Annotated in this window: 11 protein-coding genes; 10 read left to right on the top strand and 1 reads right to left on the bottom strand. The window is 71.8% G+C overall.

Annotation, left to right across the window (positions count from 1 at the left end; genetic code table 11):
• Positions 1 to 50: 50 nt before the first annotated feature.
• The gene (locus ACFUVW_RS14000; protein WP_430571938.1) at positions 51 to 347 is read right to left on the bottom strand and encodes a YciI family protein; all 297 of its coding nucleotides are present in this window, start codon (positions 345 to 347) and stop codon (positions 51 to 53) included.
• A gap of 139 nt (positions 348 to 486) precedes the next feature.
• Between ACFUVW_RS14000 and uvrA the strand changes: the two genes are divergently transcribed.
• The 10 genes from uvrA (at position 487) to gap (ending at position 14,135) form a co-directional block, all read left to right on the top strand.
• The gene (gene uvrA, locus ACFUVW_RS13995; protein WP_430571937.1) at positions 487 to 3,537 is read left to right on the top strand and encodes an excinuclease ABC subunit UvrA; all 3,051 of its coding nucleotides are present in this window, start codon (positions 487 to 489) and stop codon (positions 3,535 to 3,537) included.
• A 17-nt stretch (positions 3,538 to 3,554) separates the two neighbouring features.
• Positions 3,555 to 4,073 (top strand): OsmC family protein, encoded by a 519-nt coding sequence (locus ACFUVW_RS13990; RefSeq protein WP_430571936.1) that lies wholly within the window; start codon positions 3,555 to 3,557, stop codon positions 4,071 to 4,073.
• A gap of 261 nt (positions 4,074 to 4,334) precedes the next feature.
• Entirely contained in the window at positions 4,335 to 5,780 is a 1,446-nt protein-coding gene (gene ngcE / locus ACFUVW_RS13985; RefSeq protein ID WP_430571935.1) for an N-acetylglucosamine/diacetylchitobiose ABC transporter substrate-binding protein, read from the top strand.
• Positions 5,777 to 6,799 (top strand): carbohydrate ABC transporter permease, encoded by a 1,023-nt coding sequence (locus ACFUVW_RS13980; protein ID WP_430571934.1) that lies wholly within the window; start codon positions 5,777 to 5,779, stop codon positions 6,797 to 6,799. Before ngcE ends, ACFUVW_RS13980 begins: the two co-directional genes overlap by 4 nt.
• Positions 6,796 to 7,695 (top strand): carbohydrate ABC transporter permease, encoded by a 900-nt coding sequence (locus tag ACFUVW_RS13975; RefSeq protein ID WP_430571933.1) that lies wholly within the window; start codon positions 6,796 to 6,798, stop codon positions 7,693 to 7,695. Before ACFUVW_RS13980 ends, ACFUVW_RS13975 begins: the two co-directional genes overlap by 4 nt.
• Before the next feature lie 68 nt (positions 7,696 to 7,763).
• Complete coding sequence (gene uvrC / locus ACFUVW_RS13970; RefSeq protein ID WP_430571932.1) at positions 7,764 to 9,914, top strand: excinuclease ABC subunit UvrC; 2,151 nt, start codon at positions 7,764 to 7,766, stop codon at positions 9,912 to 9,914.
• A complete protein-coding gene (gene rapZ / locus ACFUVW_RS13965; protein WP_430571931.1) occupies positions 9,911 to 10,846 on the top strand; it encodes an RNase adapter RapZ in 936 nt (311 codons plus the stop codon). The genes uvrC and rapZ overlap by 4 nt, the downstream gene beginning before the upstream one ends.
• A complete protein-coding gene (yvcK, locus tag ACFUVW_RS13960; protein WP_430571930.1) occupies positions 10,843 to 11,811 on the top strand; it encodes a uridine diphosphate-N-acetylglucosamine-binding protein YvcK in 969 nt (322 codons plus the stop codon). Before rapZ ends, yvcK begins: the two co-directional genes overlap by 4 nt.
• 64 nt (positions 11,812 to 11,875) lie before the next feature.
• Positions 11,876 to 12,856, top strand: coding sequence for a DNA-binding protein WhiA (whiA, locus tag ACFUVW_RS13955; protein WP_430571929.1), 981 nt, complete (start codon positions 11,876 to 11,878; stop codon positions 12,854 to 12,856).
• 274 nt (positions 12,857 to 13,130) lie between these two features.
• On the top strand, positions 13,131 to 14,135 hold the full coding sequence (gap, locus tag ACFUVW_RS13950; protein ID WP_430571928.1) for a type I glyceraldehyde-3-phosphate dehydrogenase: 1,005 nt from the start codon (positions 13,131 to 13,133) through the stop codon (positions 14,133 to 14,135).
• The last annotated feature ends 85 nt before the right edge of the window (positions 14,136 to 14,220 follow it).

Raw genomic sequence — 14,220 nt, 5'->3', positions numbered from 1 at the left:
GGACGGCGCACCGTCCGGGGCCCGCCCGCGTCGTCAGGACTCAGCGGACGTCAGGCGGCGAAGCTGCCGATCACGGGGACGAACTCGCGCGCGGCGCGGTGCGCGACCAGGCCCTCGCGACGCATGGGGTCGGCCGCGAGGAGCTCGAGCGCCCCGGTCGCGTCGTCCGCCTCGACGACCAGGAGCGCGCCGCCGGGCTCGCCGTCGGGCGTGGCGGGCAACGGGCCGGACACGCGCAGCGCGCCGCTCTCGTGCAGGCCGCGGAGGAACTCGCGGTGCTCGGGCCGGACCTCCGCGAGGCGGTCGGGGTCGGTGACGTAGACGTACGTGACGGCGTAGACGGACATGGCCGTATCCAAGCACCCCGGGCGGTGGAGGGCGGTGGGCGTCCAGCGGCTCGGGTGTGACCGGTCAGGCACTCGGAATCGCCTCGAAAGGGCATAGAACGCCTGTACGAATGTCGGCGCCCCGACGTAGGATGCCGGGGTGAGCAACCGCCTCGTCATCTCCGGCGCCCGCGAGCACAATCTGCGCAACATCGAGCTCGACCTCCCGCGCGACGAGCTGATCGTCTTCACCGGCCTGTCCGGCTCGGGAAAGTCCTCCCTGGCGTTCGACACGATCTTCGCCGAGGGGCAGCGACGCTACGTGGAGTCGCTCTCCGCGTACGCGCGCCAGTTCCTCGGCCAGATGGACAAGCCCGACGTCGACTTCATCGAGGGCCTGTCGCCCGCGGTGTCGATCGACCAGAAGTCGACCAACCGCAACCCGCGGTCGACGGTCGGCACCATCACCGAGGTCTACGACTACCTGCGCCTGCTCTTCGCCCGCGCGGGGACGCAGCACTGCCCCGTGTGCGGGGAGCCGGTGCGCTCGCAGACGCCGCAGCAGATCGTCGACAAGCTCCTCGAGCTGCCGGAGGGCACGCGCTACCAGGTCCTCGCCCCCGTGGTGCGGGGGCGCAAGGGCGAGTACGCCGACCTGTTCGCCGAGCTGCAGACGCAGGGCTTCGCCCGCGCGCGGGTCGACGGCGAGGTGGTGCAGCTGACGAGCCCGCCCACGCTCGAGAAGAAGCTCAAGCACGACATCGAGGTCGTCGTCGACCGGCTCGTCTCGCGCGACGGCGTCCAGCGCCGCCTCACCGACTCGGTGGAGACCGCCCTGCGACTCGCGGGCGGCCTCGTCATGGTCGAGCTCGTCGATGCCGACCTCGACGACCTCGACCGGGTGCGCAAGTTCTCGGAGAAGCGGGCGTGCCCCAACGACCACCCGCTCGCGCTCGACGAGATCGAGCCGCGCACCTTCTCCTTCAACGCGCCGTACGGGGCGTGCCCGGAGTGCACCGGCATCGGCTTCCGCCTCGAGGTCGACCCCGATCTCGTCGTGCCGGACGAGGAGAAGACGCTGCGCGACGGCGCCGTGGTGCCGTGGGCGCAGACGTCGTCCGAGTACTTCGAGCGGGTGCTGACCGCGCTGGCCGAGGAGATGAGCTTCTCCATGGACGTGCCGTGGCGTGCCCTGCCGCAGCGCGCCCGCGACGCGATCCTGTTCGGCCGCAACCACCAGGTGCACGTGCGGTACAAGAACCGGTGGGGCCGGGAACGGCAGTACTCCACGGGCTTCGAGGGAGCGGTGACCTTCCTGGAGCGGCGGCACCGGGAGACCGAGTCGGACTGGTCGAAGGAGAAGTACGAGGCCTACATGCGTGAGGTCCCGTGCCCGGTGTGCTCGGGGGCGCGGCTCAAGCCCGAGGTCCTCGCCGTCACGGTGGGCGGCAAGTCGATCTGGGACGTGTGCCGGCTGCCGATCGACCAGGCCAAGCACTTCCTCGACGGGCTCGAGCTGGGCGAGCGCGAGCGCGCGATCGCGGCCGAGGTGCTCAAGGAGATCCACGCCAGGCTCGGCTTCCTCGTCGACGTCGGCCTGCACTACCTGTCGCTCGAGCGCCCGGCGGGCACCCTGTCGGGCGGCGAGGCCCAGCGCATCCGGCTCGCGACGCAGATCGGCTCCGGCCTCGTCGGCGTGCTGTACGTGCTGGACGAGCCGTCCATCGGCCTGCACCAGCGCGACAACCGCCGGCTCATCGAGACGCTGACCCGCCTGCGGGACCTCGGCAACACGCTGATCGTCGTCGAGCACGACGAGGACACGATCCGCGCCGCCGACTGGATCGTCGACGTCGGTCCGGGGGCGGGCGAGCACGGCGGTCGCGTGGTGCACTCGGGCGACTACCAGGGCCTCCTGGAGGCCGAGGGATCGATGACGGGCGCCTACCTCGCGGGCCGGCGCAGCATCGCGCTCCCGGCGGAGCGCCGCGCGACCGACCCGGGCCGGCAGGTCACGGTCGTCGGCGCCCGGGAGAACAACCTGCGGGGGATCGACGTGTCGTTCCCGCTCGGGGTGCTCACGGCCGTCACCGGCGTCTCGGGGTCGGGCAAGTCGACGCTCGTCAACTCGATCCTGCACACGGTGCTCGCGAACGAGCTCAACGGCGCGCGCCAGGTGGCGGGCCGGCACACCCGGGTCACGGGCGTCGACCAGCTCGACAAGGTGGTGCACGTCGACCAGGGACCGATCGGCCGCACGCCGCGCTCCAACCCGGCCACCTACACCGGCGTGTGGGACCGGATCCGCAAGATCTTCGCGGAGACGGAGGAGGCGAAGGTCCGCGGCTACGGGCCGGGCCGGTTCTCCTTCAACGTCAAGGGCGGTCGCTGCGAGGCGTGCGCGGGCGACGGCACGCTGAAGATCGAGATGAACTTCCTGCCCGACGTCTACGTGCCGTGCGAGGTGTGCCACGGCGCGCGGTACAACCGCGAGACGCTCGAGGTGCACTTCAAGGGCAAGACGGTCGCCGACGTCCTCGACATGCCGATCGAGGAGGCCGCGGAGTTCTTCGCCGCGTTCCCCGCGATCTCGCGCTACCTCGCCACCCTGGTCGAGGTGGGCCTCGGGTACGTCCGCCTCGGGCAGCCGGCGCCGACGCTCTCCGGAGGTGAGGCGCAGCGGGTCAAGCTCGCGAGCGAGCTGCAGAAGCGCTCGACGGGCCGCACCATCTACGTCCTGGACGAGCCGACCACCGGCCTGCACTTCGAGGACATCCGCAAGCTGCTCGGCGTGCTGCAGTCGCTCGTCGACAAGGGCAACACCGTCCTGGTGATCGAGCACAACCTCGACGTCATCAAGAGTGCGGACTGGATCGTCGACATGGGGCCGGAGGGTGGCTCCGGCGGCGGGACGGTCGTGGCGGAGGGCACGCCGGAGGACGTCGCACGGGTGGACGCCAGCCACACCGGTCAGTTCCTCGCCCCCATCCTGCAGGAGCACCCGGCCGTCCCGACCGCCGCTCCCGCCGCCCGGGCGCGGTCCGCCGCCGCGACGTCGGCGTCGTCGGCTCCGCGCGCCCGGAGCTCGGCGAAGGGGTCGGCGAACAGCTCCGCGAAGGGCGCTGCGAAGGGTTCGGCGAAGGGCGCTGCGAAGACGGCGGCGAAGGGCAAGACCGCGTCGAAGCGTCCCGGTAAGCGCAGCGCCGCCTGACGTCCTAGCGTGTGGCCATGGGAGCGCACCACAACTACGCCGTGACCGTCGCCTGGCCCGATGCCGCCGAGGTCGGTCCCTCCGACCCCGGCGGCGGGCCGGGGACGACGTCCTACACGTCGTACTCCCGGGACCACACGGTCCTCGTCGCGGGCAAGCCGCCGCTGCCCGGTAGCGCCGACCCGGCGTTCCGTGGCGACCCGGCGCGGCACAACCCGGAGGAGCTGTTCGTCGCGAGCCTCGCGCAGTGCCACATGCTCTGGTTCCTGCACCTGGCCGCCGAGCACGGCCTCGTGGTCCGCGAGTACGTGGACGAGACGACGGGCACGATGCGGGTGGAGTCCCGGGGCGAGGGGCAGTTCACGGACGTCACCCTCCGGCCCCGGGTGACCGTCGACGCGGGCCCGCAGGCGACGGACGAGGCGGTGGCGCAGCTCCACCACCGCGCGCACGCCCTGTGCTTCATCGCCCGGTCGGTCAACTTCGCGGTCCTCGTGGAGCCCGCGCCGGTGCGGCTCGCGGCACCGGCCTCGTAAGGGGGCACCCGCACCCGAGCGGGTGATCTATACCAGTCCGGTCACACTGTCGTGTCGGCTGTTGACGTGGCGACCGCGCGTGAATATTTTCCACTCCATCCCCGTGGTGGATGGGAGATATTTCCGTGAGCGGTGCGGAACCCGCCGCAACGGCTCACCGCGGCGCGAGACGAGGAGGTCGGCGCAGGGCCCGAGCGGGCAGAGCAGCACGGTTGACGGGGCGTCCAGCGGCGCACCCTGACACGAAGGGCATCAACGACGATGACCAGCAACTTCACCACTGACCAGACCAACATCAACCCCCCGCCCTCCCGTCGGTCGGTGCTCCGTGCCGTGATGTACACGGCCGCCGCCGTCCCGTTCGGCCTCCCGCTCGCGGCGTGCGCCACGGGCGGAGGAGGGGGCGAGGAGACCGCCAGCGCCGCGCCCGGCGGCGAGAAGGACGCGAAGAACCCGTTCGGCATGGCCGAGAACACCACGGTCGACGCGGTGATCTTCGACGGCGGCTACGGCGTCGACTACGTCGAGTTCGCCGGGACGGTCCTCGCCGCCCTGCACGAGGGCTCGTCCGTGAAGGTCTCGCCCTCCACGCAGATCGCCACGGAGCTGCAGCCGCGGTTCGTCGGGGGCAACCCGCCGGACCTCGTGGACAACTCCGGCGCCCAGTCGATCGGGTTCAACACGATCCTCGACCAGCTCGAGGACCTCACGGACATCATCGACGCACCCAACGTCGAGGGCACGACCATCCGCGACACCCTGTACGAGGGCGTCCTCGCCCCCGGGACCTACGGGGACAAGTTCGCGGCCCTCAACTACGTGCTCACCGTCTACGGCGTCTGGTACTCGGGCAGCCTGTTCGAGCAGAACGGCTGGACCCCGCCCGCGACCTGGGAGGAGGCCAAGGCGCTCGGCGCGGAGGCGCAGAAGGCGGGCAAGTACCTCTTCCTGTGGGGCACCGAGGCCGCGACCTACTACCAGACCCTCGCGATCGAGTCGGCCATCAAGGAGGGCGGCGACGAGGTCCGGCTGGCGCTCGAGAACCTCGAGCCCGAGTGCTGGTCGCACGACGCCCTCCAGGCCACCTTCACGATCATGAAGGAGATCATCGACGCCGGGTACTTCAAGCCCGGCGGGTCGGGCACGCAGTTCACGGCGGCCCAGGCGCAGTGGAGCAACAAGCAGGAGGCGCTGCTCTACCCGTCGGGGTCCTGGATCGAGAACGAGATGAAGGACCAGACGGCGGCGGACTTCCAGATGAAGGGCGTCCCGAGCTTCTCGGTCACCGCGAGCCCGGCCATGCCGGCCACCGCGCTGCACTCGACCGCCGGCGAGCCGTTCATCGTGCCCTCGCAGGCCAAGAGCGTCGCGGGCGGCAAGGAGCTCCTGCGGGTCATGCTCTCGAAGGAGGCGGCCACCAACTTCTCCAAGACGAAGCTGGCCCCGACGATCGTGAAGGACATCGTCCCCGCCGACGGCTTCGGCTCCACGGCGCTGGTGTCGCAGACCGAGATGCTGAGCGCCGCCGGGACCGACATCTTCACGTTCAGCTTCGTCAATACGTACGGCATGAACCAGGAGCAGCTCCCGATCTGGAACTCCTTCCTCGACGGCAAGAAGTCGGTGGCGGACCTCACCAAGGAGCTGCAGGCGATCACGGACCGCATCGCGAACGACGACACGATCGACAAGATCGAGGTGTCATGACCGCGATCCCCGGCGCGGGGCGGATCCTGCCCGACGGCGAGGGGGCTGCCGCGGGGCCCGGCAACGGGCCCCGCCGGCGGCGGGCCGGTGGGTGGTCGTTCGACAGCGTGAGCTTCTTCGTCGTCTGCCTCGGGCTGCCGCTCGCGCTGTTCCTCGTCTTCGTGATCTGGCCGTTCGTCCAGGCGGCGTTCTACGCGCTCACCAACTGGTCGGGCTTCACGACCGAGTTCGACGTCGTGGGGCTGGCCAACTTCACGACGCTGCTGCAGGACCCCCGCTTCGTCAACGCCGTCGGCAACAGCGTGATGTTCGGCCTGTTCATCCCGCTCGTCACCATCGCCATCGCCCTGACGTTCGCGATCCTCATCACGGTGGGCGGGTCGGGCAAGGGGCAGGTGCGCGGCGTCCGCGCCGCGGGCTTCTACCGCGTGGTGTCCCTCTTTCCCTACGTGATCCCCGCCATCGCCGTCGGCATCATGTGGCGCCTGATCCTCGACCCGAGCAACGGGCTCGTCAACGGCATCCTCACCGGGCTCGGGCTGGACCGCTTCGAGTCGTTCGCCTGGCTGGGGAACGTCGGCACCGCGATGCCGGTGACGATGTTCGTCGTCGTGTGGGGGTTCGTCGGCTTCTACATGCTGCTGTTCATCGCGGCGATCAAGGGCGTGCCCTCCGAGATCTACGAGGCGTCGCGGATCGACGGGGCCGGCCGGTGGCGCACGTCGTGGTCCATCACGCTGCCGCTCATCCGGGACAACGTGCAGACCGCCTACATCTACCTCGGGATCATCGCCCTCGACCTGTTCGTCTACGTGCAGGCGCTCAACCCGCAGGGCGGCCCGGACAACTCGACGCTCGTCATGTCCCAGCAGCTGTTCCGCACGGCGTTCACCGAGGGGAAGTTCGGCTACGCCAGCGCCATGGGCGTGGCGATGGCGATCGTGACCCTGGTGTTCGCCGCGCTGGTGTTCACCGTGAACCGCCTCGCCGGCGGCCGGAGCGAGAGGGGCCGGGGATGACCGCCCATGCCGAGGTGGCGCCGCGGACGGCGCGCGTGGCGTCGAGCACCCGCACCGCACGGGTGGGGCGCGGCGACCGCGTCGCCGCGGGCGTGTCGCACACCGTCCTGGTGATCTGGTGCGTGCTCGTCATCGCTCCGATGATCTGGGTGTTCATCGGGTCGTTCAAGACGAGCGCGGAGATCTTCGCCTCGCCGTTCTCGCTGCCGTCCGAGTGGTCGTTCACGAACTACCAGAACGCATGGGTCGACGCCGAGATCGGCCGGGCGTTCGTGAACACGATCATCGTCGTGGGGACGGCGCTCGTGCTCGTCATGCTCCTCGGGGCGATGTGCGCGTACGTGCTCGCCCGCTTCGAGTTCCCGGGGCGGCGGGCGATCTACTACCTCATGCTCGCCGGGCTCACCTTCCCGGTCTTCCTGGCGATCGTGCCCCTGTTCTTCGTGCTCCAGAACGCCGGCCTGCTCGGCACGCTGCCGGGGCTCATCGTCGTGTACGTGGCGTTCGCGCTGCCCTTCACGGTGTTCTTCCTCTACGCGTTCTTCCGCGGGCTGCCGGACGACATCGCCGAGGCGGCGGCGATCGACGGCGCGGGTCACTGGCGGACGTTCTTCCAGGTGATGATGCCGATGGCGCGGCCGGGCATGGCGTCGGTGGCGATCTTCAACTTCCTGGGCCTGTGGAACCAGTTCATCCTGCCGATCGCGCTGAACCCGGACCAGCAGAACTACGTGCTGTCCCAACGGCTGGCGGCGTTCGTGTCGTCGGCGGGGTACGCGGTGGACTTCGGTGCGATGTTCGCGGCCGTGGTGGTGACGATCGTGCCGGTGCTCATCGCCTACCTGATCTTCCAGCGCCAGCTCCAGGGGTCGGTCACGGCGGGCACGATGAAGTAGCGCCGCGGTGCCCTCGGCCGGCCCGCCGCGGCGCCGGCGGCGTCGGTGGCCTGACCTAGGCTGACGGCATGGCCGACCCAGCGACCTACCGCCCGAAGCCGGGGGAGATCCCCACGTCGCCCGGCGTCTACCGGTTCCGCGACGCGCACGGCCGCGTGATCTACGTGGGCAAGGCGAAGAACCTGCGGGCGCGGCTGTCGAACTACTTCCAGGACGTCGCGCACCTGCACCACCGCACGCAGAGCATGGTCACCACGGCGGCCTCGGTCGAGTGGACGGTGGTGGGCACCGAGGTCGAGGCCCTGGCGCTCGAGTACTCGTGGATCAAGGAGTACGACCCGCGGTTCAACGTGAAGTACCGCGACGACAAGTCGTACCCGTACCTCGCGGTGACGATGGCGGAGGAGGTCCCGCGCGCCCAGGTGATGCGCGGGGCCAAGCGCCCGGGTACCCGGTACTTCGGGCCGTACGGCCACGCCTGGGCGATCCGCGAGACCCTCGACCTCCTGCTGCGGGTCTTCCCGATCCGCACCTGCTCGGCCGGCGTGTACCGGCGCGCGCACCAGACCGGGCGCCCGTGCCTGCTGGGCTACATCGACAAGTGCTCCGCGCCGTGCGTGGGCCGTATCGGGGTCGACGAGCACAAGCAGCTGGCGCAGGACTTCTGCGACTTCATGGCGGGCGACACGCAGCGGTTCGAGCGGCGCCTCACGGCGCGGATGAACGAGGCCGCCGCGTCCATGGAGTACGAGCAGGCCGCCCGCCTGCGCGACGACATCCAGGCGCTGCGCCGCGCCACGGAGAAGAACGCCGTCGTGCTCCCCGACGCGACCGACGCCGACATCTTTGCGCTCGCGGGCGACGAGCTCGAGGCCGCCGTCCAGGTGTTCCACGTGCGGGGCGGCCGCATCCGCGGCCAGCGCGGCTGGGTCGTGGAGAAGGTCGAGGACGTCACCGACGCGGAACTCGTCGAGCACCTGCTCCAGCAGGTGTACGGCGCCGTCGAGGACGCGCGCGCGGCCGCGGCGGAGGCCGACCTCGACGCCGAGGGCCGCGCCGCGTCCCGGCGCGAGACGCGCGACGCCGTCCCGCGCGAGGTGCTGGTCCCGGTGCTGCCACCGGACCCCGGGCAGATGGCGGCGTGGCTGACCGGGCTGCGTGGGGCCCGGGTGGAGCTGCGGGTGCCGCAGCGCGGCGACAAGCGCGAGCTGGCCGCCACCGTCCTGAAGAACGCCGAGCACGCCCTCGCCCTCCACCGCACGCGCCGGGCGGGCGATCTCACCACGCGGAGCCAGGCGCTCCGCGAGATCCAGGAGGCGCTGGGCCTCGAGTCGGCCCCGCTGCGCATCGAGTGCTACGACATCTCCCACACGCAGGGCACCTACCAGTCCGCGTCGATGGTCGTGTTCGAGGACGGGCTGGCGCGCAAGAGCGAGTACCGCACCTTCTCGGTCCGCGGGCCCGAGGGGGACGGGGCGCGCGACGACACCGCGGCCATGCACGAGGTGATCACGCGGCGGTTCCGCCGGTACCTGGCCGACCGGCTGGCGTCGGGCGAGGTGGAGCTCGACGACAGCGACGACAGCGGCGACGCCGGGCCCGCGCGCGGTCCCGGCCGCCCGCGCTCGGGCGAGGTCCCCGCCGAGGAGCCGGGGGAGCGCAAGCGGTTCGCCTACCCGCCGAACCTCGTCGTGGTCGACGGCGGCCCGCCCCAGGTGGCGGCGGCGCAGCGCGCGCTCGACGAGCTGGGCGTCACCGACGTCGCGCTGTGCGGGCTCGCGAAGCGGCTGGAGGAGGTGTGGGTCCCCGGCGAGGACTACCCGGTGATCCTGCAGCGCTCCTCGGAGGGCCTGTACCTGCTGCAGCGGGTGCGCGACGAGGCCCACCGGTTCGCCATCACGCAGCACCGGCGGCGCCGGAGCAAGGGCATGACCTCGTCGGTCCTGGACGACGTCCCCGGCCTCGGTCCGACGCGCCGCAAGGCGCTCCTGAGCACGTTCGGGTCGGTCAAGCGGCTGCGCGCGGCCGGCGTGGACGAGATCGCCCAGGTGCGGGGGATGGGGCGCCGCACGGCCGAGGCCGTCGTCGCGGCGCTCGGCGGTGACGCCGGTGCCCCCGAGACGGACCGCTCCGAAGGCCCGTCCGACGCGGTCCCGGCCGACGCGGGCAGCGCGCCGACCAGCCACGACGGTGCGGGCCCTGGCATGCTGGGCGCATGAGCGAGCCGGATCCCATCACCGTCCCGCAGGGCATCCCCGAGATCGAGGCCACCACCCCCGCCCCGGAGCAGTCCGAGCCGGAGGTGCTGATCATCACCGGCATGTCGGGCGCCGGCCGCTCGCGCGCCGCGGGCGTCCTCGAGGACCTCGACTGGTTCGTGGTCGACAACCTGCCGCCGATGATGATCGTGCCGCTCGTCGACCTCATGACCCGGGCGGGATCGTCCGTGGAGCGGCTCGCCGTCGTGGTCGACGTGCGCGGGCGGGAGTACTTCGCCGAGCTCGCCCGGGTGCTGCAGCACCTGCGCGACGCCGGGGTGAACTACCGGATCCTGTTCCTCGACGCGCGCGACGACACCCTGGTGCGGCGCTACGAGAGCGTCCGCCGGCCCCACCCTCTGCAGGGGGAGGGCCGGATCCTCGACGGCATCGGCGAGGAGCGCCGCGCGCTCGCGTCGATCGCCGAGCGCGCCGACGTCGTCATCGACACGTCGGAGCTGTCGGTGCACGACCTCGCGCGCGAGGTGCGGGCCGCCGTCGCGGACGGCGCCCCCGACGCGCTGCGGGTGAACGTGCTCGCCTTCGGCTTCAAGTACGGCATCCCGCTGGACGCCGACCACGTCGTGGACGTCCGCTTCCTGGCGAACCCCTACTGGATCACCGAGCTGCGCCACCTCACGGGACGGGACGCCCCGGTGCGGGAGTACGTGCTCGCCCGGCCGGGCGCGCAGGAGTTCGTGGACCGCTACGTGGCGGCGCTCGAGCCCGTCCTCGCCGGGTACCTGGCCGAGGAGAAGCGATACGTGACGATCGCCGTCGGGTGCACCGGGGGGAAGCACCGCTCCGTCGCGATCGCGGGCGAGATCGCCCAGCGGCTGCGGGACGCGGGCCAGCGGGTCTCCCTCACGGCGCGCGACCTGGGGAAGGAGTGACGGCGCCGGTCGGGATCCCCGGGGCGCCGGCGGTGACGGCGCTCGGGGGAGGGCACGGCCTGTTCGCGAGCCTGTCCGCGCTGCGCCTGATGTCCGACCGGCTGACCGCGGTCGTGACCGTCGCCGACGACGGCGGGTCGTCGGGCCGGCTGCGCGACGAGCTCGACGTGCTGCCGCCCGGGGACCTGCGCATGGCGCTCGCGGCGCTGTGCGACGACTCCGAGTGGGGCCGCACGTGGAGCGACCTGCTGCAGCACCGGTTCGTCTCGGGCGGCAGCCTGGACAAGCACGCCATGGGCAACCTCATGATCGTCGCGCTGTGGGAGCTGCTCGGCGACACCGTGACGGGGCTGGACTGGGTGGGCAGGCTGCTCGGGGCGCGAGGGCGCGTGCTGCCGATGGCGTCGGTGCCCCTGGTGGTCGAGGCGGACGTGCGCGGCGGCGACGGCGCCGCGCTGGACACCGTCGTCGGGCAGAGCCGCGTCGCCGTGACCGAGGGCCGGATCGAGCAGCTGCGGCTGGTGCCGGCGGACCCGCCCGCGTGCCCCGAGGCGGTGGAGGCGGTGCGCGCCGCGGACTGGGTGGTGCTCGGCCCCGGCTCCTGGTACTCGTCGGTGCTGGTGCACCTGCTGGTGCCGGAGCTCGCGACGGCGCTCCTCGAGACCGACGCGCGGGTGTGCGTGACGCTCAACCTGGCCGCCGAGCGCGGCGAGACGCAGGGGCTCACCGCCACCGACCACCTCGAGGCGCTGTCCCGGCACGCTCCGGGGCTGCGCGTCGACGCGGTGCTGGCCGACCCGTCGGCCGTCGAGGACGTGGACGAGCTCGCCGACGCCGCGCAGGCCGTGGGCGCCCGGCTGCTGATGCGCCAGGTCCGCCGCGGCGACGGGACGGCGCGGCACGACCCGCTGCGCCTCGCTGCGGCCTACCGGGACGTGTTCGAGGGCGTGTACGGGGACGTGTGACCGCGCTCCCGGCCGGCGCCCCTCCCGCGACGAGGGTGCTTGCCTCGCGTGGCAGGATGACGCCATGGCGCTGACGGCAGAGGTGAAGGACGAGCTCGCGCGGATCAAGGTGACCCGGACGTCGTGCCGCAAGGCGGAGGTCTCGGCGACGCTGCGGTTCTCGGGCGGGCTGCACATCATCTCGGGCCGCGTGGTGATCGAGGCGGAGCTGGACGACGAGGCGGCCGCGGCGCGGCTGCGACAGGCGATCACGGAGCTCTACGGGCACACGAGCGACCTGATCGTGGTGCAGGCCGGTGGGCTGCGCAAGAACAACAGGTACGTGGTGCGCGTGGTGCGCGACGGCGAGTCGCTCGCCCGCCAGACGGGCCTGCTGGACTCCCGGGGGCGGCCGGTGCGCGGGCTGGCCCCGGAGGTCGTGTCGGCGGGGGTCGCCGAGGCCGAGGCGGTGTGGCGGGGCGCGTTCCTCGCACACGGGTCGCTCACCGAGCCCGGCCGGTCGATGGCGCTCGAGGTCACCTGCCCCGGGCCCGAGGCGGCGCTCGCGCTGGTCGGTGCCGCCCGGCGCCTGGGCGTGCAGGCGAAGTCCCGCGAGGTGCGCGGGGTGGACCGCGTCGTGGTGCGCGACGGCGAGGCGATCGGGGAGGTCCTGCGCCGGATGGGAGCGGTGCGCACCCGCGAGATCTGGGAGGAGCGTCGCGCGCGGCGCGAGGTGCGCGGCACGGCCAACCGGCTCGCGAACTTCGACGACGCGAACCTGCGGCGGTCGGCGCGGGCCGCCGTGGCAGCCGGCGCCCGGGTGCAGCGCGCGTTCGAGATCCTGGGCGACGAGGTGCCCGAGCACCTGCGCCAGGCGGGGGAGCTGCGCCTGGCGCACAAGCAGGCCTCCCTGGAGGAGCTGGGGCAGCTGGCCGACCCGCCGCTGTCCAAGGACGCCGTCGCGGGCCGGATCCGCCGGCTCCTGTCGACCGCGGACAAGCGGGCGCTCGAGGTCGGGATCCCGGACACCGAGTCCGGCCTGAGCCCGGAGCTCCTCGACCTCTGACGGCGCCGGGCCGGGGTCGGCCCGCGCGACCGCGTCCGTATGGTCAGACCACATGTCTCACGGTGCCGGCGGGGGTCAGCGGCACCGCCCGTTCGGGTATAGGCTCATTCCGTCAGGTGACGACGACGTGACCCGAGGCTGACCGCCCGGTGGAAGAACGTCGGGTGGTTCCGGGGTCACGACGTGAATCATCAGCACGCCCCTCGCGGCGTGCGGAAGTCGGCATCAACCGTGTGCGCCGGGATCCCACCGGCGCGCCCTGAGGAGGGCAATCGTGACCATCCGCGTCGGGATCAACGGCTTCGGTCGGATCGGACGGAACTTCTACCGCGCTCTCGTGGAGTCGGGTGCGGACATCGAGGTCGTCGGCGTCAACGACCTGACCGACAACAAGACTCTGGCCCACCTGCTCAAGTACGACACGGTGCTCGGCCGCTTCCCGAAGTCGGTCGACTTCGACGACGAGAACATCATCGTCGACGGCCAGAAGATCCGTGCGCTCGCCGAGCGCGACCCCGCGAACCTCCCGTGGGGCGAGCTGCGCGCGGACATCGTCATCGAGTCCACCGGCTTCTTCACCGACGCCACCAAGGCCAAGGCGCACATCGACGCCGGCGCCAAGAAGGTCATCATCTCCGCCCCGGCGAAGAACGAGGACGCGACCTTCGTCATGGGCGTGAACAACGACCAGTACGACCCGGCCGCGCACCACATCATCTCGAACGCGTCGTGCACCACGAACTGCCTCGCGCCGCTCGCCAAGGCCCTCAACGACTCGATCGGCATCGAGCGTGGCCTCATGACGACGATCCACGCGTACACCGGCGACCAGAACCTGCAGGACGGCCCGCACAAGGACCTCCGCCGCGCCCGCGCCGCCGCGCAGAACATCGTGCCGACCACCACGGGTGCCGCCAAGGCCGTCGCCCTGGTGCTCCCGGAGCTGAAGGGCAAGCTCGACGGCTACGCCCTGCGCGTCCCGGTCATCACCGGCTCGGCCACGGACCTCACCTTCGAGGCCCCGAAGGAGGTCACGGTCGAGGAGGTCAACGCCGCGGTCAAGGCCGCCGCCGAGGGCCCGCTGAAGGGCACCCTGGAGTACGTGGACGACGAGATCGTGTCGTCGGACATCGTCACCAACCCGCACACGAGCATCTTCGACTCGAAGCTGACCAAGGTGATCGGCAACCAGGTCAAGGTCGTGTCGTGGTACGACAACGAGTGGGGCTACTCCAACTCGCTCGTCGCGCTGACCGTCCACGTCGGCGAGAAGCTCTGACGACTCCGGCGCCCGACACCGCTCGAGCGTGAGTCACGACGTCCGCGTGCGCGCCGATATACGGCGGCGCCAGCGGGCGTCGTGC

Source organism: Isoptericola sp. NPDC057391 (assembly GCF_042668085.1).
GTDB lineage: Bacteria > Actinomycetota > Actinomycetes > Actinomycetales > Cellulomonadaceae > Isoptericola.
Note: the sequence above shows the minus strand (reverse complement) of the source record. Positions and strands in the feature narration are given on the sequence as shown.